This is a genomic window from Rhizobium sp. YS-1r (assembly GCF_000757525.1).
Classification (GTDB): Bacteria; Pseudomonadota; Alphaproteobacteria; order Rhizobiales; family Rhizobiaceae; genus Neorhizobium; species Neorhizobium petrolearium.
In genome coordinates, this window is the sequence record NZ_JPYQ01000009.1 from 106,895 (window position 1) to 126,644 (window position 19,750).

18 protein-coding genes are annotated in these 19,750 nt (G+C 60.6%); 12 read left to right on the forward strand and 6 right to left on the reverse strand.

Annotated features, from left to right (window positions below; genetic code table 11):
- Positions 1-17 precede the first annotated feature (17 nt).
- From JL39_RS09830 to JL39_RS09860, 7 genes are all read left to right on the forward strand, one after another.
- The gene (locus tag JL39_RS09830; RefSeq protein ID WP_037149214.1) at positions 18-920 is read left to right on the forward strand and encodes a branched-chain amino acid ABC transporter permease; all 903 of its coding nucleotides are present in this window, start codon (positions 18-20) and stop codon (positions 918-920) included.
- Between the two features lies 1 nt (position 921).
- A complete protein-coding gene (gene livM, locus JL39_RS09835; RefSeq protein ID WP_037149216.1) occupies positions 922-2,310 on the forward strand; it encodes a high-affinity branched-chain amino acid ABC transporter permease LivM in 1,389 nt (462 codons plus the stop codon).
- The gene (locus tag JL39_RS09840) at positions 2,310-3,188 is read left to right on the forward strand and encodes an ABC transporter ATP-binding protein (RefSeq protein ID WP_037149219.1); all 879 of its coding nucleotides are present in this window, start codon (positions 2,310-2,312) and stop codon (positions 3,186-3,188) included. The genes livM and JL39_RS09840 overlap by 1 nt, the downstream gene beginning before the upstream one ends.
- Positions 3,188-3,916, forward strand: a complete 729-nt coding sequence (locus tag JL39_RS09845) for an ABC transporter ATP-binding protein (protein ID WP_037149222.1) — start codon at positions 3,188-3,190, stop codon at positions 3,914-3,916. The genes JL39_RS09840 and JL39_RS09845 overlap by 1 nt, the downstream gene beginning before the upstream one ends.
- 24 nt (positions 3,917-3,940) lie before the next feature.
- The gene (locus JL39_RS09850) at positions 3,941-4,294 is read left to right on the forward strand and encodes a DUF6867 family protein (RefSeq protein WP_037149225.1); all 354 of its coding nucleotides are present in this window, start codon (positions 3,941-3,943) and stop codon (positions 4,292-4,294) included.
- Positions 4,295-4,436: 142 nt separating this feature from the next.
- Positions 4,437-5,552 (forward strand): branched-chain amino acid ABC transporter substrate-binding protein, encoded by a 1,116-nt coding sequence (locus tag JL39_RS09855; RefSeq protein ID WP_037149228.1) that lies wholly within the window; start codon positions 4,437-4,439, stop codon positions 5,550-5,552.
- Between the two features lie 299 nt (positions 5,553-5,851).
- The gene (locus JL39_RS09860) at positions 5,852-6,145 is read left to right on the forward strand and encodes a hypothetical protein (protein WP_037149230.1); all 294 of its coding nucleotides are present in this window, start codon (positions 5,852-5,854) and stop codon (positions 6,143-6,145) included.
- 219 nt (positions 6,146-6,364) lie between these two features.
- Here JL39_RS09860 and JL39_RS09865 read toward each other — a convergent pair whose 3' ends face one another.
- Positions 6,365-7,300, reverse strand: a complete 936-nt coding sequence (locus tag JL39_RS09865; RefSeq protein WP_037149660.1) for a response regulator transcription factor — start codon at positions 7,298-7,300, stop codon at positions 6,365-6,367.
- On the reverse strand, positions 7,293-10,679 hold the full coding sequence (locus JL39_RS09870; protein WP_037149233.1) for an ATP-binding protein: 3,387 nt from the start codon (positions 10,677-10,679) through the stop codon (positions 7,293-7,295). The genes JL39_RS09865 and JL39_RS09870 overlap by 8 nt, the downstream gene beginning before the upstream one ends.
- A 411-nt stretch (positions 10,680-11,090) precedes the next feature.
- Between JL39_RS09870 and JL39_RS30905 the strand changes: the two genes are divergently transcribed.
- The gene (locus tag JL39_RS30905; protein ID WP_081952780.1) at positions 11,091-11,852 is read left to right on the forward strand and encodes an aspartyl/asparaginyl beta-hydroxylase domain-containing protein; all 762 of its coding nucleotides are present in this window, start codon (positions 11,091-11,093) and stop codon (positions 11,850-11,852) included.
- Positions 11,853-11,941: 89 nt separating this feature from the next.
- On the opposite strand, the gene JL39_RS09880 is transcribed toward JL39_RS30905, so the two are convergent.
- Positions 11,942-12,538, reverse strand: a complete 597-nt coding sequence (locus tag JL39_RS09880) for a LysE family translocator (RefSeq protein WP_037149237.1) — start codon at positions 12,536-12,538, stop codon at positions 11,942-11,944.
- 74 nt (positions 12,539-12,612) lie between these two features.
- A complete protein-coding gene (locus JL39_RS09885) occupies positions 12,613-13,050 on the reverse strand; it encodes a DUF488 domain-containing protein (protein ID WP_037149665.1) in 438 nt (145 codons plus the stop codon).
- A gap of 95 nt (positions 13,051-13,145) precedes the next feature.
- On the opposite strand from JL39_RS09885, the gene JL39_RS09890 reads away from it, so the two are divergent.
- Entirely contained in the window at positions 13,146-14,105 is a 960-nt protein-coding gene (locus JL39_RS09890; RefSeq protein WP_037149239.1) for a helix-turn-helix domain-containing protein, read from the forward strand.
- A gap of 50 nt (positions 14,106-14,155) precedes the next feature.
- On the opposite strand, the gene JL39_RS09895 is transcribed toward JL39_RS09890, so the two are convergent.
- Positions 14,156-14,812 carry a phytochelatin synthase family protein gene (locus JL39_RS09895; RefSeq protein ID WP_037149667.1) on the reverse strand — a complete coding sequence of 219 codons (657 nt, stop codon included), beginning with the start codon at positions 14,810-14,812 and terminating at the stop codon, positions 14,156-14,158.
- A 100-nt stretch (positions 14,813-14,912) separates the two neighbouring features.
- Positions 14,913-15,221 (reverse strand): putative quinol monooxygenase, encoded by a 309-nt coding sequence (locus tag JL39_RS09900; RefSeq protein WP_037149242.1) that lies wholly within the window; start codon positions 15,219-15,221, stop codon positions 14,913-14,915.
- A gap of 244 nt (positions 15,222-15,465) precedes the next feature.
- Here JL39_RS09900 and urtA point away from each other — a divergent pair, with 244 nt between their 5' ends.
- The 3 genes from urtA to urtC all read left to right on the forward strand — a co-directional run bounded on the left by urtA (position 15,466) and on the right by urtC (position 19,734).
- Positions 15,466-16,755: an urea ABC transporter substrate-binding protein gene (gene urtA, locus JL39_RS09905; protein WP_037149245.1), complete on the forward strand. Its 1,290-nt coding sequence runs from the start codon at positions 15,466-15,468 to the stop codon at positions 16,753-16,755.
- Between the two features lie 205 nt (positions 16,756-16,960).
- Positions 16,961-18,565 (forward strand): urea ABC transporter permease subunit UrtB, encoded by a 1,605-nt coding sequence (gene urtB / locus JL39_RS09910; protein WP_037149248.1) that lies wholly within the window; start codon positions 16,961-16,963, stop codon positions 18,563-18,565.
- Positions 18,562-19,734 carry an urea ABC transporter permease subunit UrtC gene (gene urtC / locus JL39_RS09915; protein WP_037149251.1) on the forward strand — a complete coding sequence of 391 codons (1,173 nt, stop codon included), beginning with the start codon at positions 18,562-18,564 and terminating at the stop codon, positions 19,732-19,734. Before urtB ends, urtC begins: the two co-directional genes overlap by 4 nt.
- The last annotated feature ends 16 nt before the right edge of the window (positions 19,735-19,750 follow it).

Sequence of the window (19,750 nt, forward strand, 5' to 3'; positions counted from 1 at the left end):
CACCCAGGGGAAAGTATATGGAGTATTTTATCCAGCAGCTCATCAATGGGCTGACTCTTGGGTCCATCTATGGCCTTGTGGCAATCGGCTATACGATGGTTTATGGCATCATCGGCATGATCAACTTCGCCCATGGTGACATTTTCATGCTCGGGGGCTTTGCTGCTCTCATCGTCTTCCTGATCCTCACGTCCTTCTTCGCCGGCATTCCGGTGGCGCTGCTTCTGCTCGTCATGCTGATCGTCGGCATGCTGATGACGGGCCTGTGGAACTGGACGATCGAGCGTGTCGCCTATCGGCCGTTGCGCGGCTCGTTCCGGCTGGCGCCGCTGATCACCGCGATCGGCATGTCGATTACGCTGTCGAACTTCATCCAGGTGACACAGGGGCCGCGCAACAAGCCGATCCCGCAGCTCGTCACCGACGTCTACCATATCGGCGCGATCACCATTTCGCTGAAGCAGCTGATTATCGTGGCTGTCACGTCGGCTCTGCTCTTCGCCTTCTGGTACATCGTCAACAAGACGCCGCTCGGCCGCGCCCAGCGCGCCACCGAGCAGGATCGCAAGATGGCCGCTCTTCTCGGCGTCGACGTCGACCGGACGATTTCGGTCACGTTCGTGATGGGTGCCGCACTCGCTGCTGTCGCCGGCTCCATGTACCTGATGTATTACGGCGTCTCGAATTTCAACGACGGCTTCATCCCGGGCGTCAAGGCGTTCACCGCGGCCGTCCTCGGCGGCATCGGTTCACTGCCCGGCGCCGTCCTCGGAGGTCTGATGATCGGCCTCATCGAATCCCTCTGGTCGGCCTATTTCACGATCGCCTACAAGGACGTCGCGACTTTCGTGATCCTCGCCTTCGTGCTGATCTTCAAGCCCACGGGCATTCTCGGTCGGCCGGAAGTGGAGAAGGTCTGACATGGCTGCCCCATCTGAAAACACTTCGTCCGGCCTGATGGTGAAGGCCGTCAGGGAAGGCATCTTCGCGGGCATCATCGCCCTTGGCATGTTCATTCTCTATGTCGGCATAGAGACCTACCAGGACATCGACAATCGGCTCGTCTGGCGTACCCGCTGGGGATTGCTTGCGATCTTCGTGGCGGTCGCCGCGATCGGCCGCTTTCTCATGGTCGGCGTCATCAAGCCGCATTTGGATCGCCGCAAGCTCGCCAAGGCAAAGAGCGGCATCCTCGAAATCTCCGAGGAAAAGAGCTTCTTCCACAGGCACTTCCTCAAGATCGCGCTGATTGCGCTCCTGCTCTATCCGATGGCCTCGGTCTGGCTTTTCGGTACCCAGGGGTCGTTGAAATATGTCGACAACTTCGGCATCCAGATCCTCATCTACGTGATGCTTGCCTGGGGTCTCAACATTGTTGTGGGGCTCGCCGGCCTGCTCGATCTCGGCTATGTCGCCTTCTACGCCGTCGGCGCCTATTCCTATGCGCTTCTGTCGGCGCATCTCGGCCTGTCTTTTTGGGTGTTGTTGCCGCTTGCCGGCATCCTGGCTGCCCTCTGGGGCGTCATCCTCGGCTTCCCAGTGCTGCGGCTGAGGGGCGACTATCTGGCGATCGTCACGCTCGCCTTCGGAGAGATCATCCGCCTCGTGCTCATCAACTGGACGGATGTCACCAGGGGCACATTCGGCATTTCCGGCATCAAGAAGGCGTCGATCTTCGGTATCTGGTCGTTCGATGTGGGGTCGCCGAACTACTTCCCCAAGGCCTTCGGTCTCGCCACCTCGTCCGCCTATTACAAGATCTTCCTCTTCTACGTGATCCTGGCACTTTGCCTGCTCACAGCCTATGTGACCATCCGTCTGCGCCGCATGCCGATCGGCCGCGCCTGGGAGGCGCTGCGCGAGGACGAGATCGCCTGCCGTTCCCTCGGTATCAATACGGTGACGACCAAGCTTACAGCCTTTGCGACTGGCGCGATGTTCGGCGGTTTCGCCGGCTCGTTCTTCGCCACCCGGCAGGGCTTCGTCTCTCCGGAAAGCTTCGTCTTCCTGGAATCGGCTGTCATCCTGGCGATTGTCGTGCTTGGCGGTATGGGTTCGCTCACCGGTATCGCGATTGCGGCCGTGGTGATGGTCGGCGGCACCGAACTCTTGCGCGAGATGGCATTCCTGAAGCTCGTCTTCGGTCCGGATTTCACGCCTGAACTCTACCGCATGCTGCTCTTCGGGCTTGCGATGGTCATCGTCATGCTCTTCAAGCCGCGCGGTTTCGTCGGCACCAGAGAGCCGACGGCCTTCCTCAAGGAGCGCAAGGTGGTTTCCGGCAGCTTTACGAAGGAGGGTCACGGCTGATGGCCCCCGAGACGAACACGATGACTTCCACGACAGTTGGCGACACCATCCTCAAGGTCGAGCACCTCTCGATGAAGTTTGGTGGCCTGATGGCTATCAACGACTTCTCCTTCGAAGCCAGGCGCGGTGATATCACGGCCCTGATCGGCCCCAATGGTGCCGGCAAGACGACCGTCTTCAACTGCATCACCGGCTTCTACAAGCCGACCATGGGCATGATCACGCTCAGGCAAAGGGATGGCCGCGAGCACCTTCTGGAGCGGCTCAAGGATTTCGAGATCACGAAGTCCGCGAAGGTCGCCCGCACCTTCCAGAACATCCGCTTGTTTTCGGGTCTCACGGTTCTGGAAAACCTGCTGGTCGCGCAGCACAACGTGCTGATGAAGGCATCCGGTTACACGATCCTCGGCCTGCTCGGCCTGCCGACTTACAAGAAGGCAGTCGGGGCGTCGATCGAGAAGGCGAAATACTGGCTGGACAAGGCCGATCTTACCGATCGCGCCGACGATCCGGCGGGTGATCTTCCCTACGGCGCCCAGCGCCGTCTGGAGATTGCCAGAGCCATGTGCACGGGCCCGGAACTGCTCTGCCTCGACGAACCGGCCGCCGGTCTCAATCCGCGCGAGTCCGCAGCGCTCAACACGCTTCTGCATTCGATCCGCAGCGAGGGCGTTTCGATCCTGCTCATCGAACACGACATGTCGGTGGTCATGGAAATCTCCGATCATGTGGTGGTGCTGGAATACGGCCAGAAGATATCCGACGGTACGCCGGACCATGTGAAGAACGACCCCAAGGTTATCGCCGCCTATCTCGGCGTCGAAGATGACGAGGTAGACGAGGTGATTGCGGTAGAGCTTGAGGGAGGGGACCGCTGATGGCCGGTGAATCCCTTCTGAAGGTCCAGGGCGTCGAGACCTATTACGGCAACATTCGCGCGCTGGCGGGTGTCGATGTCGAGGTCAACAAGGGCGAGATCGTCAGCCTGATCGGCGCCAACGGCGCCGGCAAGTCGACCCTGATGATGACGATCTGCGGCAGTCCGCAGGCCCGTAACGGACAGGTCATCTTCGATGGCGAAGACATTACCCGCCTTCCGACACATCTGATCGCTCGCAAGCGGATCGCGCAATCTCCGGAAGGCCGGCGCATTTTTCCGCGCATGACCGTCCTGGAAAATCTGCAGATGGGCGCGGGCCTCGATAACCTCAAATATTTCGCCGAGGACGTCGAGAAGATTTTTACGCTCTTCCCGCGCCTCAAAGAGCGCCAGAGCCAGCGCGGCGGTACGCTCTCGGGTGGCGAGCAGCAGATGTTGTCGATCGGGCGCGCGCTGATGGCGCGGCCGAAGCTGCTGCTGCTTGACGAGCCGTCGCTGGGCCTGGCGCCTCTCATCGTCAAAGGGATTTTCGAGGCGATCAAGAAGCTCAACCAGGAGGAGGGACTGACCGTCTTCCTCGTCGAGCAGAATGCATTCGCGGCACTCAAGCTTTCCGACCGGGCCTATGTCATGGTCAACGGCAAAGTAACGATGAGCGGGCCTGGCAGGGAGCTTCTCGCCAATCCGGAAGTGCGCGCCGCCTATCTCGAAGGCGGACGTCACTGACCGGGCCGCGAAGGGAGATTTGATATGCAGGGACTTTTCTTCGAAGACGATACCGGTGTCCGCTACGTCCTGCGCTTTCTCGTCATGCTGATCGGTTTCTGGACCGCCTGGCGTACCGGCAAGGCGGTCGCCGACGGCTGGAGCGGCCTGCCGACGGTGATCGTCTATACGCTCCTTCTCGGGGTCGTGATGCGTTTCATGCATTACGCGCTCTTCCAGGGGCCGTTCATCAGCGCTTTTTACTACGTGATCGACGTGGTGCTTCTCTCGATCTTTTCGATCGCCGGATTCCGCCTGCGCCGGACGCGCCAAATGGTGCAGAATTACTACTGGCTCTATGAGCCGACCTCCGCTTTTTCATGGAAGAAGAAAGATTGACAGGTGGAGTTTTCTACCCTCAGATTGGTTCAGGTCGAGCCTCAAACTGAAACCTAGAGTGGAACAATTTCCGGCACGGTCATGGTGGGTATTGTGCCGGTTTTTCAAACCAAACCCGCTTTAAGAAACTGGGAGTAAATCAATGAAGAAGTCTCTTCTTTCCGCTGTTGCGCTGACGGCCATGGTCGCTTTCAGCGGCAGCGCATGGGCCGATATCCTCGTCGGCGTCGGCGGACCGCTCACCGGCCCGAACGCCGCCTTCGGCGCGCAGCTGCAGAAGGGCGCCGAGCAGGCTGCTGCTGACATCAATGCCGCCGGCGGCATCAACGGGGAAAAGATCAAGATCGTTCTCGGTGACGACGTTTCCGACGCCAAGCAGGGCGTTTCGGTCGCCAACAAGTTCGTCGCTGACGGTGTGAAGTTCGTCGTCGGCCACTTCAACTCGGGCGTATCGATCCCGGCTTCTGAAGTCTATGCCGAAAACGGCATCATCCAGGTCACTCCGGCGTCCACCAACCCGACCTTCACCGAGCGCGATCTGTGGAACACCTTCCGCACATGCGGCCGTGACGACCAGCAGGGCGGGGTTGCCGGCAAGTACATCGCCGACAACTTCAAGGACGGCAAGGTCGCCGTCATCCATGACAAGACCCCGTACGGTCAGGGCCTCGCCGACGAAACCAAGAAGGCGATGAACGCCGCCGGCGTCAAGGAAGTGCTCTACGAAGGCGTTACCACCGGCGACAAGGACTTTTCGGCTCTGATCGCCAAGATGAAGCAGGCCGGTGTCACGCTTGTCTACTGGGGCGGTCTGCACACCGAAGCTGGCCTCATCATGCGCCAGATGAAGGATCAAGGCATCAAGGCTCCGATGATGTCGGGTGACGGTATCGTTTCGAACGAGCTTGCCTCGATCGCCGGCGATGCCGTCGACGGTACGTTGATGACGTTCGCTCCCGACCCGCGCAAGAACCCTGCTGCCAAGGAGCTCGTCGAGAAGTTCCGCAAGGCTGGTTTCGAGCCGGAAGCCTATACGCTCTACTCCTACGCTGCTCTGCAGATCATCGCGGAAGCTGCCAAGAAGGCGGGTTCGACGGAAGGCGAGAAAGTCGCCGAAACCATGAAGTCCTCCGGCCCGTGGAAGACCGCGATCGGCGAGATCGGCTTCAACGAGAAGGGCGACATCACCCGTCCGGACTATGTCATGTACAAGTGGGGCAAGGGCGCCGACGGCAAGTACACCTATACCGAGATGTGATTTCGTTGCGGGGTCACCTGCACGAAAGAAGTCGCGGAAGCCGGGCATTGCCGGGCTTCCTTGCTTTTGGAACCGCCGCAGGCAGTCGGATGGTGATTGGGCATCGGGAACACATATAAAAAGGTCGATGCTGCCGAGCGCATTCATCTGTTACCTCGGCGGGAGGAGGATATTCCGTCGACATCAAACGAGGGGCCATAAACGAGGGGCCAATCGAAAATAAGCTGTTGGTACCGGACTTGGAAATTGCCGCCGTTGGTACATATTAACAAATGTCATCCAACGGGGGAGATCAGGTTATGGATTTAAGTGCCATTATTGCCCAGATCATCGGCGGTGCAGTCGGCGGAGCGGCGGGCGGAAAAATTCTGAAAGATTCTGACCTCGGTCAGATCGGGAATCTCATAGCTGGCGCAGTCGGAGGCGTTGGCGGCGGTTCTATCCTCGGCTCAATGCTTGGCGCCGGCGGCGCTGCGGCAGGAGGCATCGACATCGCGGCTCTTGCCGGCCAGCTCGTCGGCGGCGGTGTTTCCGGCCTTGTTGTTCAAATCATCGTTGGTCTGGTCATCAACAAGCTTTTCAAGAAAGCCTGACTGCAGCGACGCATCGAATGGAAGGGCAGGGAGGCAACCGTTCTGCTGCTTTCCCGTGATGTCGTCGCACGCAAGCTTTGATATCTGCTGCCCGGCGGGAGCAACGGCCCCGCTATGTAATCATTTGGCCGGACCGGCGCTCGGCGGACAGTTTCCGGCGGCGTTTGCCTGGCCGTAGGTGCTCGTTTTTCACGACGAACCACTCGATCGTTCAGGCCGTCACGCCGACCGCTCCTCACCATGCAGGACATGGGCGGCTTTGACGGCGGCCGAGGCACGGTTCTCAACGCCGAGCTTCACATAGATCTGTTCGAGATGCTTGTTCACCGTGCGGGCCGATAACCCGAGAATATCGCCGATGTCGCGGTTCGATTTTCCCTTGGCGATCCAGAGCAACACCTCGGATTCGCGCTGGGTCAGCGGAAAATGCTGGCGCAGCACCTCATCGTCCGGGCGCCTGTTGGCCGCCATCAAACGAAAGAGATATTCGTCGGCGCCGATCGCACCGAGGAACGAGAATTGCAGGCTCGTCTGGCCGTTGTCGGCCAGCGAAAAGGCTGCGTCGCGCGCAAAGCCCGGTTTGTCGCGCTCGCCCATCCAGGCGAAGACGCGCTGCACAACGATGTCCAGACCGTCATCGCTGCCGGTGGCGGCATTGATCAGCCTTGTCGCCTGCGGGGTCGACCAGCGGATGCTGCCGTTCGCCTTGACCGCGAGGAGATGCCGACCGGCGGCGTCCAGCGCGACGCGGGCGCTCTGGGCCGAGCGGGCATTGGAAAGATGGACGCGGATACGGGCGCGCAGCTCATCGATATTGATCGGCTTCGTCAGGTAATCGACGCCGCCGGAATCGAGCGCATGCACCACATGCTCGGTCTCGGTGAGCCCGGTCATGAAGATCACCGGCACCTGTGCCACGGCAGCGTTTGTCTTAAGCTTGCGGCAGGTCTCGAAACCATCCATGCCGGGCATGACCGCATCGAGCAGGATGAGGTCCGGCGTGATGCGCTCGACGATCTTCAGCGCCGCCTGGCCAGACGTGGCAATCAGCACCGAGAAACCGGATCCTTCCAGTGCCTCGGTGAGGAAACCCAGCGCTTCGGGGCTGTCGTCCACCAGAAGGACGATATCGCGCGGCAGGACCGTCTCAGCCATCATTCGTCCTCTCTGCCTCCAGCCAGGTCAGGAATTTCATATAGCCGGCGAGATCAAAAGCCTGCACATAGGCGCCAAGTTCCTCGGCGAAGGGGCGATGTTCCTCCTGCTTCGCGAGATCGGCGAGCTTTGCCTCGATGCCGCGCACGTAGCCGATTTCTCCGAGCCGCAAAAGGTCCTGCACATGGTTCGTCCCCGGACTTTTGATCGGTTTTTTCGGGCCGGCGGGGAGCGTGGCCGCTACCTCGTTCTCGTAGATCCAGACGAGACCGAGATGAGCGGCGAGCTTGTCTGCTAGCCGGCGGATATCGACGGGTTTGGCGATCGCGTCGCTATGGCCCTCGTCGCCGGTATTTGCACCGGAACCATCTCCGATATTGGCCGACAGCATGATGACAGGCGCGGTCTGGCCGATTTCGCGAAGCTTGCCGACGAGTTGCCAGCCATTCATGCCGGGCATCGAAATATCGACGAGATAGAGGTCGGGCGTCAGGCCCTCGATCAGCGTCAGGCAGTCCGGACCGCTGCCTGCGGTCAGCACCACGAAATCCATCGGAACCAGCACTTCCCGCATCAGGTCGCGATGGTCCTCATTGTCGTCCACCACCATGATGGTGCGGCGGGGGCCGGTATAGGAGACGATCTTCTTTTCTGCCGCCGGCGCCGTATTCGGCCGCTCCACGGCCGACAGCATCAGCCGTACGCGGAAGGTCGAGCCCTCGTCCTTCTTGCTGGTCGCCGCAATCTCACCGCCGAGTGTATTGGTCAGGAGCTGGGTGATGGTAAGGCCGAGGCCAAGACCCGGCATGGGGCGGATGCTGTCGGCTTCGCCGCGCTGGAAGGGCTCATAGATACGGGCGAGGTCCTTCTCGGCGATGCCACGGCCGGTATCGGAGATGGTGAAGGTCGCGACCTGGCTGCGATAGGCGACCTCGAAACGCACCTTACCCTCGTCGGTGAACTTGATCGCGTTGGAGAGCAGGTTGACGAGAATCTGGCGCAGCCGCTTCTCGTCGGTGCGGACATACTGGGGTAGGGCGCGGGAGCGTTGATGCTCGAATTCGAGCCCCTTGACCTGCGCTTGTAACCCGAACATTTCGACGATCTGGTCGAGAAAGTCCTGGATGTTGATTTCGTTGGAATAAACCTGCAGGCGACCTGCCTCGATCTTCGAAATGTCGAGCAGCCCGTCGATCAGGCCCGACAGATGGTCGGCAGAGCGCTTGATGACCTTGATCGCCGACTGGCGGGGAGCGGGGATCGTCTCGTCCCGCTCGAGGATCTGAGCATAGCCCAACACGGCATTGAGCGGCGTGCGCAGTTCATGGGAGAGGCCGACGACATAGCGGCTCTTGGCGCGGTTGGCGGATTCCGCTGTTTCCTTCGCTTCTTGAAGAGCGGCATCTGTCTTCTTGTGGGCGGCGATTTCCTTGAGCAGCAAGGTGTTCTGGCGAGAGGATTCCTCTTCCGCCACGACGCGGCTGTCATGGGCGAGCACGTAGAACCAGGAGACGATGCCGGCAATGATGGCGAAAACGAAGAAGACGATCAGCACCGTTCCCAGGATAACCTCGGCGTTGGCGGGTGCGGCCCGGCTCACCTGATAGGCGATCATGGCAAGGATCGCCCCGATCATCGAGATCGAGACGATGGCCGTCATGGCATAACGACCGAGGCGGGTCGTCAGACGCGTAATGACGCTCTCCGGCAGGAAGGAACGGGCGACGGTACCCACCTGCGTGTTCAGCCGGGCGTTCGGCTTGCACATGTCGTGGCAGCGGCTATCGAGCGAGCAGCAGAGCGAGCAGATCGGTGCGGCATAGGCCGGACACCAGGCCATGTCTTCCGGCTCAAACGGATGTTCACAGATGGAGCAGGTGATCGAGCCGAGGCTTTTCCAGCTCTGGCGCGGTTTGCGGGCAAGATAGAATTGGCCGCGCGTTGCGAAGGCGACCGCGGGCGAGATTACGAAGGCGATCAGCGTTACGTAAGTGGCAAGCGAAGCCATCAGCGGTCCGAACAGGCCGAAATGGGCGGCAAGTGCTACGCTGGCTGAGCCCAACATCGCGCCGAGCCCGACGGGGTTCACATCGTAGAGGTGGGCGCGCTTGAATTCTATGCCGGGTGGAGCAAGGCCGAGCGGCTTGTTGATGAACAGGTCCGCCGAGATGGTGCAGAGCCAGGACATGGCGATGATCGAGAAGATGCCGAGGGTGGCTTCCAGCAGACGATAGATGCCGAGTTCCATCAGCAGCAGCGCAATCGCCACGTTGAAGACCAGCCAGACGACACGACCGGGATGGCTATGAGTGAGCCGCGAGAAGAAATTCGACCAGGCGAGCGAGCCGGCATAGGCATTCATCACGTTGATCTTGAGCTGCGAGACGACCACGAAGGCGGCCATCAAGAGAAGTGCCGCCGTCTCGTTCGGGATCATGTAGCCGAAGGCGGCGAGATACATATGGGCCGGATCGGCGGCCTCGCCGATCGGAACGCCGGTCGACAACGTCAACACCGCGAGGAACGAGCCTGCCAGAAGTTTCGGCACGCCGACCACGACCCAACCGGGGCCGGCCAGGAAGATCGCCAGCCGGTGGCGCCATTTGCGCTGGCCCTCCGGCGGCAGGAAGCGCAGGAAGTCCACCTGCTCACCGATCTGCGGCATCAGCGCCAGGATGACCGCGGATGCCGCGCCGAATTCGATGAGGTCGAAGGGAGCCACGCCGCCCGCCTCGGCGTTCGAATGATGGATGCCGGCAAAGGCGCGCCACAAATCGAATTTCTCCCAGTCAAGCAAGGCGATGAACAGGAAGGGGAGAATATTCAGCACGATCCAGAAGGGCTGTGTCAGGAGTTGAAACCGCGAGATCAGCCGAACGCCGTAAATGACGAGCGGAATTACCACCGCAGCGCTGATGATATAGCCGATCCAGGGCGGAATGCCGAAGGCGAGATCCAGCGCGCCGGTCATGATCGAGGCCTCGATCGCGAACAGCATGAAGGTGAAGCTCGCATAAATCAACGAGGTGATGGTCGAACCGATATAGCCGAAGCCGGCACCGCGGGTCAGAAGATCGATATCGACGCCGTGGCGGATGGCGTAGCGGCTGATAGGCAGGCCGATGACCAGCATGGCGACGGCGGCCGCGACGATCGCGAAAAAGGCGTTTGTCGTACCGTAGGAGAGGGTGATCGTGCCACCGATCGCCTCGAGCGCCAGGAAGGAGATCGCGCCGATGGCGGTTTGCGAAATGCGGCTCGACGAAAAGCGGCGGGCGCTCTTGGCGGTGAAACGCAGTGCATAATCCTCAAGCGTCTGGTTGGCGACCCAACGGTTGTATTCGCGCCGGACGGGGATGATGCGTTGTCGCGCTGCCATGCCTAATTTCTAGCACCCAAAAGAGAAAGATCATCGAATGGGCACTTTCGGCTGTGGCGTGGCGTTTTGCAAGCATGCTTTCGCAGGTGCGAAGTGCTGGCGCGAATTCATTCGTGTGTTTCGCCGTTTGTGACAGAGATGCGCCGCTTCAACAGGCACGTCCTGATAGAGCGTTCCTTCTGCCACACGTCCGGTAATAATGTTCCAAGCTGCCACAACTGCGACACAGATGCTTGCAAGCTGGAACATGACGTCCCATGTCAAGTAACGTGCCAAAGCGGAAAAAGGCGTGATGGCAAATGCCTTGCCGCCCCAGATCAACCTTTCTTATCAGGCGCTTCACAAGTGAAACCGTCATCCCCTACAATCCCTGAACCTGAACAAAGCTTCGGTACGACCGGTATCGCACCGATGGGTCGTCCCAGTGCAATCACCCGCTTCTTCATGGCGATCGTCGCCTGGGCGGAGCGATTGAATTTCAAATATGCCAAGCTCGGCAACCCGCCGGTTTATGACAATGCAACCTTCCCCTGGACGGCCGAAATCGAGAAGGCGGCGCCTGCTATCCGCGCGGAGCTCGACCGCATTCTGGTCCGCAAGGACGAATTGCCGACCTTCCAGGACATTTCCACCGATGTGAAGACGATTTCGACCGACAAGGGCTGGAAGACGTTCTTCCTCCTCGGCTTCGGAGTGAGGTCGGAGCAGAACATCCAGGCATGCCCCGAGACCTGGAAAGCGATGCAGAAGATTCCGGGCCTGACGACCGTGATGTTCTCGATCTTCGAGCCGGGAAAACACCTGCCGGCGCATCGCGGACCTTATAACGGCGTGTTGCGCCTCCATCTCGGTCTCATCGTGCCGGAGCCGCGCGACAAGCTGGCGATCCGAGTGAAGGATCAGATTTGCCACTGGGAGGAGGGCAAGGTCCTGATTTTCGACGACGCCTACGAGCACGAGGCCTGGAACCACACGGACAAGACCCGCGTCGTGCTTTTCGTCGACTTCGTCAAGCCGCTGAAATTCCCGGCAAGGTTCGTCAATTGGCTGCTCATGCACATGGCTATCTTCACGCCCTTCATCAAGGAAGGCCTCGATAACCATAAGGAATGGGAAAAGAAGTTCTATGCACAGGCGGAAGCCTGGCGAAACCGTCCCGAGGCGAACGACTGACAGCCCGCATCGCGTGCAGCGGGGAGGTGTCTCCCCTCTCGGTGGCCGTCCTGAGAGAGGGCGGCCTTGTCGTTTCGGCTGCCCCGCCTTCACATCATCAGCGGCCAGAGCGTTGCGACGAGCAGCAGGCCCATGACGATATTGAACCATTTGAGACGTATCGGATCGGTGAGGAAGGTGCGGAGGGCCATGCCGAAGCCTGCCCAGACCGCCACGCTCGGCAGGTTGACGATGGCGATCACGAGCGTGATCGCGAGCACCGACACGAAGGGGCTTTCGTCGCTGGCATAGGCCGCCATGGCTGTCAGCGCGGCAACCCAGGCCTTCGGATTGACCCACTGGAAGGCGGCGGATTCCAGGAAGGTCAACGGCCTTGAGGCTGCTGTTTCGCCGCTTGCCACGGCGCGCGACATGGCGATCCGCCAGGCCAGATAAAGAAGATAGGCGGAGCCGGCAATCTTGAGCAGCAGGCCGACTGGCGGATAGGCGTGAATGAGGGCGCCGAGCCCGAAACCGACTGCCAGCAGCACCGAAGACAAGCCGATCGTAATGCCGAATATCTGCGGCAGCGTGCGCCGGAATCCGAAATTGGTGCCGGAAGCAAGCAGCATGAAATTGCTCGGTCCGGGCGACACAGAGCCGACAAAGGAAAACAGGGCGATGGCAAGAATGGTCTGGTAGGTCATGACAATCGGCTCCCCCACGCAGGGAGGCGATCTCCCCGCGGCGTTCAAGGATCAGGATATCGGTTAGGATCAGGTCAGAGGTGGCGGACGCTCAGCTTGCCACCCCATTTGCCGTTCAGATAGTCGCAGACGAGCTTTCGGTGGCAATGGTGCGGCTTGTCCTCCGAGCAGAGCAGACAGGAGCCGTCGAACTGCTCCGGTTTCAGCCGGCTCTCAATCTTCCGTTCGGCCATCAGGTCCAGGAAATCGTTCTGGAAGACGTTCCAGTCGCCCTTCTTCTTCTTGAATGCGGTCATGATTTCTTCGGTCGGCGCAAGCAGCGGTTCGTGCACGTAACCGGTTCCGCAGAGCGCCTTGAGAAAGAAAGCGAGGTCGTCGGACTTTGCAAACCCCGCAAGCTGTGACGTGTTGTGAAGCCTGACATCCATGACGCGCTTGACGCCTGCGGCTCTGATGCGGCCAAAGAAATCCTCGGCCGTCGTCCTGGTGAAGCCGATCGTGGTTACGTCCATGTTCATGCCCTTGTCCTCTTTCGACAATGCCATCATGGCGGAAGCCGGTGTCGCCTGCTATTGTCAATATTGACATTGTTGATGGGAATATTGCCATGAAGTTGCAGGTGTTGGCACTCGACGGTGTTTTTGATACCGGCCTTTCATCGATCCTCGACGTCTTCACAACCGCGAACGAACTTGTTTCGATGCTCTCGCTCACCGTGCCGCCCTTCGAGGTCTCGGTTGTCGGAATGCGCAACGGTGTCCGGACGGCGCAAGGACTTTGTGTCCCGGCTTCGGGTGCATTCGATCCACGCGCGGGCTGGCTCGTCATTCCGGCGATCGCCTACAAGATGCCGGAAATGCTCGTGCCGGCACTCGACCGCCCGGACATCCGGGATGCGGGTGCCTTGCTCCGGGAGGCGAGAGGGGCCGGCATGAACATCGCCGCCGCCTGTATAGGCACGTTCGTGCTTGCCGAATCCGGTCTTCTCGACGGCGAGAAGGCGACGACCACGTGGTGGCTCGCCCCGCTCTTCCGCCAGCGTTATCCCGCCGTACGTCTCGAAGATGGCCACATGCTGGTGAAGTCCGGGGCGCTGGTGACGGCGGGTGCGGCGCTCGGACATATGGACATGGCGCTCTGGCTTGTGCGGCAGGCGAGCCCGGAGCTTGCGAACCTCGTCGCACGTTATCTCATCGTCGACAGCCGACCGGCGCAATCGGCCTATGTCGTCACCGATCACCTCGCCCATGCCGATCCGCTGGTGGAGAAATTCGAACGGTGGGCGCGCGGCCGGTTGTCCGAAGGCTTTTCGCTCGACGTCGCAGCCGATGCCGTCGGCGCCAGCAAGCGCACGCTCGCTCGTCGTCTGCAGCAGGTGCTCGGCAAGACACCGCTTTCCTATTTTCAGGATTTACGGGTCGAGCGCGCAGTGCATCTCCTGAAGACCAGCGACGAGAGCCCGGACGAGATCGCCGCGCTGGTCGGTTATGCCGACGGCGTGACATTGCGTGCTTTGCTGCGCCAGAGGCTCGGGCGCGGCGTGCGGGAGATGAGGAGCAGAGAATAGGGCGTTCAACATCAGCCCCTTGCGGAAAAAATTCTCGGCGCCTGATCCCACTATTCGATCAGAAGCAGGCCCCGCTTCTTGTCGCCATCGAGAGTGTCCATTGCCAGGAACAGCCGCTCCCGCTCGATCAGCCAAGGCCGGTAGTTCTCGTTGACATCCAAAACGAACACCATGTCCTCAGCCTCCAGATATCCTCCGATGGGCGAATGATGGCCGCTGCCCGAGCCAAAGATTGTCATGCGGGCAAAATTGATGACGTAGCGTCGGCCGGGATCGTTAGCGCGCTTCATGTGTTCGTGGAACTGCTCGGCGGTCAGGTCGCGGAGAACCGAAACCTTTCGCTCGGTTTTCATTTGGGCCAGTTCGGCAAGTTCGTCCAGCGTGAGCCCGATTATGCAAAGCCCCGTCCAGCACATTCCGGTTCCATCCAGAACCTCGGCTTCTGTCGTCTCCTCCTCGCCGACGGATCGGAATGCGTTGGCAATACTCGCCGGGCCGCACCGCGATGCGTTTGTTTGCCAGGTCAGGTCCATGCCGAAGGTCGCCGCCACAGGCAGCTTCCACGCCCTGTCGACCAGATCAGGAGAACGGATGACGGACGACTGGATCGCCTCCGGCGAGACCTTTGTCTGACCGACGAAGATAAATAATGCCCCGGCGACAAGCCCGGCAGCACCGATAATGCCGAAAAATAGACCGCGCTTCATTTCCGTGCCCTCGAAGCAAAGGGTGATCTGTACAATGACCCATAGGGGCCACGACATCAATCCGGCAGGTAACGGGCGACAGCTTCTTCCAAGAGCGAGATTACTCCGAGCGGTCACTGCGGACCGGACGCCAGATCGAAATGTCGCGCGGGCCGGCGAGGAGTTCCGGCAGCGCCGCATGCCATGCGTTCCGGTAAGGACGCTTCAACTGCACCTCCAGAACGTCTTCATGATCCTCCCAGGTCTCGTAGAGCATCATGCGGTTCTCGTCGTCGGGATCGGCGTGCAGCACCGCCTGATGGAACATCGGTTCATGCCGCATGGCGTCCAGCACCTCCGTCAGCAGCATCATGAACCTCTCCCGCTGATCGGGGCGGATATCGAAACGGATGACGTAAGTTACGGCCATGGCTTTGCCTTTCTTGATCGAACAAAATTGCGGCTCGCGAGCCGCGCGCCATCCTAGAACGAATAGCCGCAGGTGCGGACGAGGTCGATTACCTCCGAGGTCATAAGGTCGGTCGCGACCGTTCCCGGTTCTCCCCCTCGGATACGTCATTTTACGTATACGGTTTTGCGATGCAGCAACCGATAGTCGTTCAAGCAACGGTCAGTTCTTCGTTGCGGACGAACGAGAAGAGGGGTTCGAACCAATGACATTCAAGGCAAAGCTTGGCGGCGCGCTCGTTGCTGCCATTATGTCGACGACGGCGCTTCACGGCGCCTTTGCTGCCGACGACACGATCAAGATCGGCGTTCTCCATTCGCTTTCGGGCACCATGGCTATCTCCGAGACGACCCTCAAGGACGTCATGCTGATGCTCGTCGACGAGCAGAACAAGAAGGGCGGCGTTCTCGGCAAGAAGCTCGAAGCCGTCGTGGTCGATCCGGCTTCCGACTGGCCGCTGTTTGCCGAAAAGGCCCGCCAGCTGATCTCCCAGGACAAGGTCGCCGCCGTCTTCGGCTGCTGGACCTCGTCTTCGCGCAAATCGGTGCTGCCGGTCTTCGAGGAGCTGAACTCTATCCTGTTCTACCCGGTGCAGTACGAGGGTGAGGAATCCTCGCGCAACATCTTCTACACCGGTGCCGCTCCAAACCAGCAGGCCATTCCGGCGGTCGACTACCTGGCCGAGACCGAAGGCGTAGAGCGCTGGGTTCTCGCCGGCACCGACTACGTCTATCCGCAGACGACCAACAAGATCCTGAAGGCCTACCTGATGTCCAAGGGCGTCAAGGAAGAGGACATCATGATCAACTACACGCCATTCGGCCATTCCGACTGGCAGACGATCGTCTCCGACATCAAGAAGTTCGGCTCCGCCGGCAAGAAGACCGCCGTCGTCTCCACCATCAACGGTGATGCGAACGTGCCCTTCTACAAGGAACTCGGCAACCAGGGCATCAAGGCCGAGGACATCCCGGTCGTTGCCTTCTCTGTCGGCGAAGAAGAACTTGCTGGCCTCGATACCGGCCCTCTCGTCGGCCATCTCGCTGCCTGGAACTATTTCCAGTCGGTCGATGCTGACGTCAATGCCGAGTTCATCAAGGAATGGCATGCGTTCACCAAGAACGAGAAGCGCGTGACCAACGACCCGATGGAAGCCGCCTATATCGGTTTCAACGCCTGGGTGAAGGCCGTCGAAGCCGCTGGCACGACCGATACGGACGCCGTGCTCGACTCGATCATCGGCGTTGCCGTTCCGAACCTTTCGGGCGGCTATTCCACCGTCATGCCGAACCATCACATCACCAAGCCGGTGCTGATCGGCGAAATCCAGGCCGACGGCCAGTTCGAGATCGTTCAGGAAACGCCGGCAGTCGTTGGTGACGAGTGGTCCGATTACCTGCCGGACTCCAAGGACCTGATCTCCGACTGGCGCAAGCCGATGGAGTGCGGCAACTTCAACGTCGCCACCGGCAAGTGCGGCGGCAAGGGCAGCTGATCCGGCGAAGTTGAGGGCTAAACCTGCCCCTCATCCTAACCCTCTCCCCGTTTCGATGGGGAGAGGGGACGTGCCATACGGAGCGCTGACGCGGACTGGATAGGGCGCGGCAAATGTCCTTCTCCCCGCATGCGGGAGAAGGTGCCGGCAGGCGGATGAGGGGCAAGAGCCATCAACCGTCCGGCCATCCCCGGGGAACTTCGACATGCTTATCCGTCTTTTCAGTCTGATTTTCCTTATCCTTTCCGTCGCCGCGCCGGTCCAGGCGCAGAGCGATCCGAAACCTTTGATCGATGCGCTTGCCAAAGCCGATTTCAATGAGGCCGAAAAGCTGATCGGCCAGATCGCCGCGACCGGCGACACAAGGGTTGTCCCGGCGCTGGGAGCCTTCGCCGAAGGCGACCTCTATTTCCGCAAGTCGGACAACCTGGTCTTCATTGCAAAAGCCGCAGGCTCCAGTTTCGAACTGATCGACCCGCTGACGGGTGCTTCCGCCGGTACGGTTCCGAAGAGCGCCGTCACCAAGATCAGGGTGAACAACAATCTCCGTCGTGTCATCCGCTCCGTCATGGGCGGGCTTACCCTTCTGAGCCCGGACCGGGCTGTTCGCCTGCAGGCCGCCGATGCGGTGCTCCGCTCCCCAAGCCCGGAAAACCTCGAACTGGTCGAGGCGGCGCTTGCCAAGGAGACGGACGGTGAGGTCAAGGCGCGCATGGAGGAGGCGCGGGCGGTATCGGTGCTTTCCTCCAATCGTTCTGTCGACGAGAAGCGCGCCGCCATCGAGACGATCGGGAGCCTCGGCGGACGCAATGCGCTCGGTATCCTGAATTCCGTGTCCGGCTCGATCGATGCGAGCCTCAAGGGTGATCTCAATACCGCGATCTCCTCGATCGAAAGCGAACTTCAGCTCTGGGACATGGCGCAGAACGTCTGGTACGGCCTGTCGCTCGGTTCGGTCCTGCTGCTTGCCGCGATTGGCCTTGCGATCACCTTCGGCGTGATGGGCATCATCAACATGGCGCATGGCGAAATGGTCATGCTCGGCGCCTATTCCACCTTCGTGGTGCAGGATATGATCCGCTCGAACGCACCCGGCCTGTTCGACTGGTCGCTGGCGATCGCGCTGCCTGTCGCCTTCCTGGTGACGGGCGCCGTCGGCTTCGTCATCGAACGTGGCGTCATCCGCTTCCTTTACGGCCGGCCGCTCGAAACCCTGCTCGCCACCTGGGGCGTTTCGCTCATCCTGCAGCAGGCGATCCGCTCGATCTTCGGCCCGACCAACCAGGAGGTCGGCAATCCGTCATGGATGTCCGGCTCGTTCGCGCTCGGAGGGCTGACGATCACCTGGAACCGCCTGTGGATAGTGGTTTTCTCTCTGTCGATCTTCGTGGCGCTGCTGGTGGTGATGAAGAAGTCCGCCTATGGCCTCAGCATGCGGGCCGTCACCCAGAACCGCCGCATGGCGTCGTCCATGGGCATCAGGACGCCGTGGGTCGATGCGCTCACTTTCGCGCTGGGCTCGGGTATTGCGGGTATCGCCGGCGTTGCGCTTTCCCAGATCGACAACGTCTCGCCCAATCTCGGCCAGAGCTACATCATCGACAGTTTCATGGTTGTGGTCTTCGGGGGCGTCGGCAACTTGTGGGGCACGCTGGTCGGGGGGCTCTCGCTCGGCGTGCTCAACAAGTTCCTCGAACCCTCGGTCGGCGCCGTGCTTGGCAAGATCCTCGTGCTGGTGCTGATCATCCTGTTCATCCAGAAACGTCCGCGCGGCCTCTTCGCGCTCAAGGGAAGGGCGGTGGAAGCATGATCACGGGCTTCATCCTGCGCGCGCTCGAAGGCAAGATCGTCATCGCCGTCGCGATCCTTCTGGGTGTCGCCATCCTCGTGCCGGCGCTCAACCTGCTCGCCCCGCCGGACAGCGCCCTGCACATCCCGACCTACCTCATGGCGCTGATGGGCAAGTATCTCTGCTACGCGCTGCTGGCGCTGGCGCTCGATCTCGTCTGGGGTTATTGCGGCATCCTCTCGCTCGGCCACGGCGCCTTCTTCGCGCTCGGCGGTTATGCAATGGGCATGTACCTGATGCGGCAGATCGGTTCGAGGGGTGTCTACGGCAACCCGATCCTGCCGGACTTCATGGTCTTCCTCAACTGGAAGGAACTGCCCTGGTTCTGGTACGGGTTCGACTGGTTCGCTTTCGCCATGGTCATGGTGCTCTTCGTGCCCGGCCTGCTTGCGTTCGTGTTCGGCTGGTTCGCTTTCCGCTCTCGCGTCAATGGCGTCTATCTGTCGATCATCACGCAAGCCATGACCTATGCACTGATGCTTGCCTTCTTCCGCAACGACATGGGCTTCGGCGGCAATAACGGCCTCACCGACTTCAAGGACATTATCGGTTTCCCGGTTCAGGCGGATGGAACGCGCGCGGTGCTCTTCGCCATGTCGGCGATCATGCTGGCGCTCTGCCTCGTCATCGCATCGGCGATCGTCCGCTCGAAATTCGGCAAGGTTCTGGTCGGGGTGCGCGATGCGGAGAGCCGGGTGCGTTTTCTCGGCTTTAGGGTGGAAAACATAAAGCTCTTCACATTCGTCGTGTCGGCGATGATGGCGGGGGTCGCCGGGGCTCTCTTCGTGCCGCAGGTCGGCATCATCAACCCCGGCGAATTCGCGCCGGCCAACTCGATCGAAGTTGTCGTCTGGACGGCGGTCGGCGGTCGCGGCACGCTGATCGGCCCGATCATCGGCGCGGTGCTCGTCAATGCCGGTAAGAGCTTCTTCACCGGCGCCTTCCCGGAATTCTGGCTCTATGCGCTGGGGGGCCTCTTCATCGCCGTGACGCTCTTCCTGCCGAGAGGCATCGTTGGCACGATTCAGCACGGCTTCAAGGCGCGCCAGGCGCTGAAGGCCGCAGCGGAAGCCGAGAAGGGCAGGGGCGACGAAGAGGCGGTGGCGCGGGCCGTGCAGGCGGCGGAATGAGAGACGGGGGCACGAA

What these genes read in the sequence shown, in the direction of transcription:
- JL39_RS09845 (WP_037149222.1), top strand. Translation starts at nt 3,188, where the DNA reads ATGGCCGGTGAATCCCTTCTGAAGGTCCAGGGCGTCGAGACCTATTAC.
- JL39_RS30905 (WP_081952780.1), top strand. Translation starts at nt 11,091, where the DNA reads ATGGGTCGTCCCAGTGCAATCACCCGCTTCTTCATGGCGATCGTCGCC.
- JL39_RS09865 (WP_037149660.1), bottom strand. Translation starts at nt 7,300, where the DNA reads ATGGCTGAGACGGTCCTGCCGCGCGATATCGTCCTTCTGGTGGACGAC.
- JL39_RS09900 (WP_037149242.1), bottom strand. Translation starts at nt 15,221, where the DNA reads ATGGCCGTAACTTACGTCATCCGTTTCGATATCCGCCCCGATCAGCGG.
- JL39_RS09890 (WP_037149239.1), top strand. Translation starts at nt 13,146, where the DNA reads ATGAAGTTGCAGGTGTTGGCACTCGACGGTGTTTTTGATACCGGCCTT.
- JL39_RS09860 (WP_037149230.1), top strand. Translation starts at nt 5,852, where the DNA reads ATGGATTTAAGTGCCATTATTGCCCAGATCATCGGCGGTGCAGTCGGC.
- JL39_RS09830 (WP_037149214.1), top strand. Translation starts at nt 18, where the DNA reads ATGGAGTATTTTATCCAGCAGCTCATCAATGGGCTGACTCTTGGGTCC.
- urtC (WP_037149251.1), top strand. Translation starts at nt 18,562, where the DNA reads ATGATCACGGGCTTCATCCTGCGCGCGCTCGAAGGCAAGATCGTCATC.
- JL39_RS09840 (WP_037149219.1), top strand. Translation starts at nt 2,310, where the DNA reads ATGGCCCCCGAGACGAACACGATGACTTCCACGACAGTTGGCGACACC.
- JL39_RS09880 (WP_037149237.1), bottom strand. Translation starts at nt 12,538, where the DNA reads ATGACCTACCAGACCATTCTTGCCATCGCCCTGTTTTCCTTTGTCGGC.
- urtB (WP_037149248.1), top strand. Translation starts at nt 16,961, where the DNA reads ATGCTTATCCGTCTTTTCAGTCTGATTTTCCTTATCCTTTCCGTCGCC.
- JL39_RS09855 (WP_037149228.1), top strand. Translation starts at nt 4,437, where the DNA reads ATGAAGAAGTCTCTTCTTTCCGCTGTTGCGCTGACGGCCATGGTCGCT.
- JL39_RS09885 (WP_037149665.1), bottom strand. Translation starts at nt 13,050, where the DNA reads ATGGACGTAACCACGATCGGCTTCACCAGGACGACGGCCGAGGATTTC.
- urtA (WP_037149245.1), top strand. Translation starts at nt 15,466, where the DNA reads ATGACATTCAAGGCAAAGCTTGGCGGCGCGCTCGTTGCTGCCATTATG.
- JL39_RS09895 (WP_037149667.1), bottom strand. Translation starts at nt 14,812, where the DNA reads ATGAAGCGCGGTCTATTTTTCGGCATTATCGGTGCTGCCGGGCTTGTC.
- livM (WP_037149216.1), top strand. Translation starts at nt 922, where the DNA reads ATGGCTGCCCCATCTGAAAACACTTCGTCCGGCCTGATGGTGAAGGCC.
- JL39_RS09850 (WP_037149225.1), top strand. Translation starts at nt 3,941, where the DNA reads ATGCAGGGACTTTTCTTCGAAGACGATACCGGTGTCCGCTACGTCCTG.
- JL39_RS09870 (WP_037149233.1), bottom strand. Translation starts at nt 10,679, where the DNA reads ATGGCAGCGCGACAACGCATCATCCCCGTCCGGCGCGAATACAACCGT.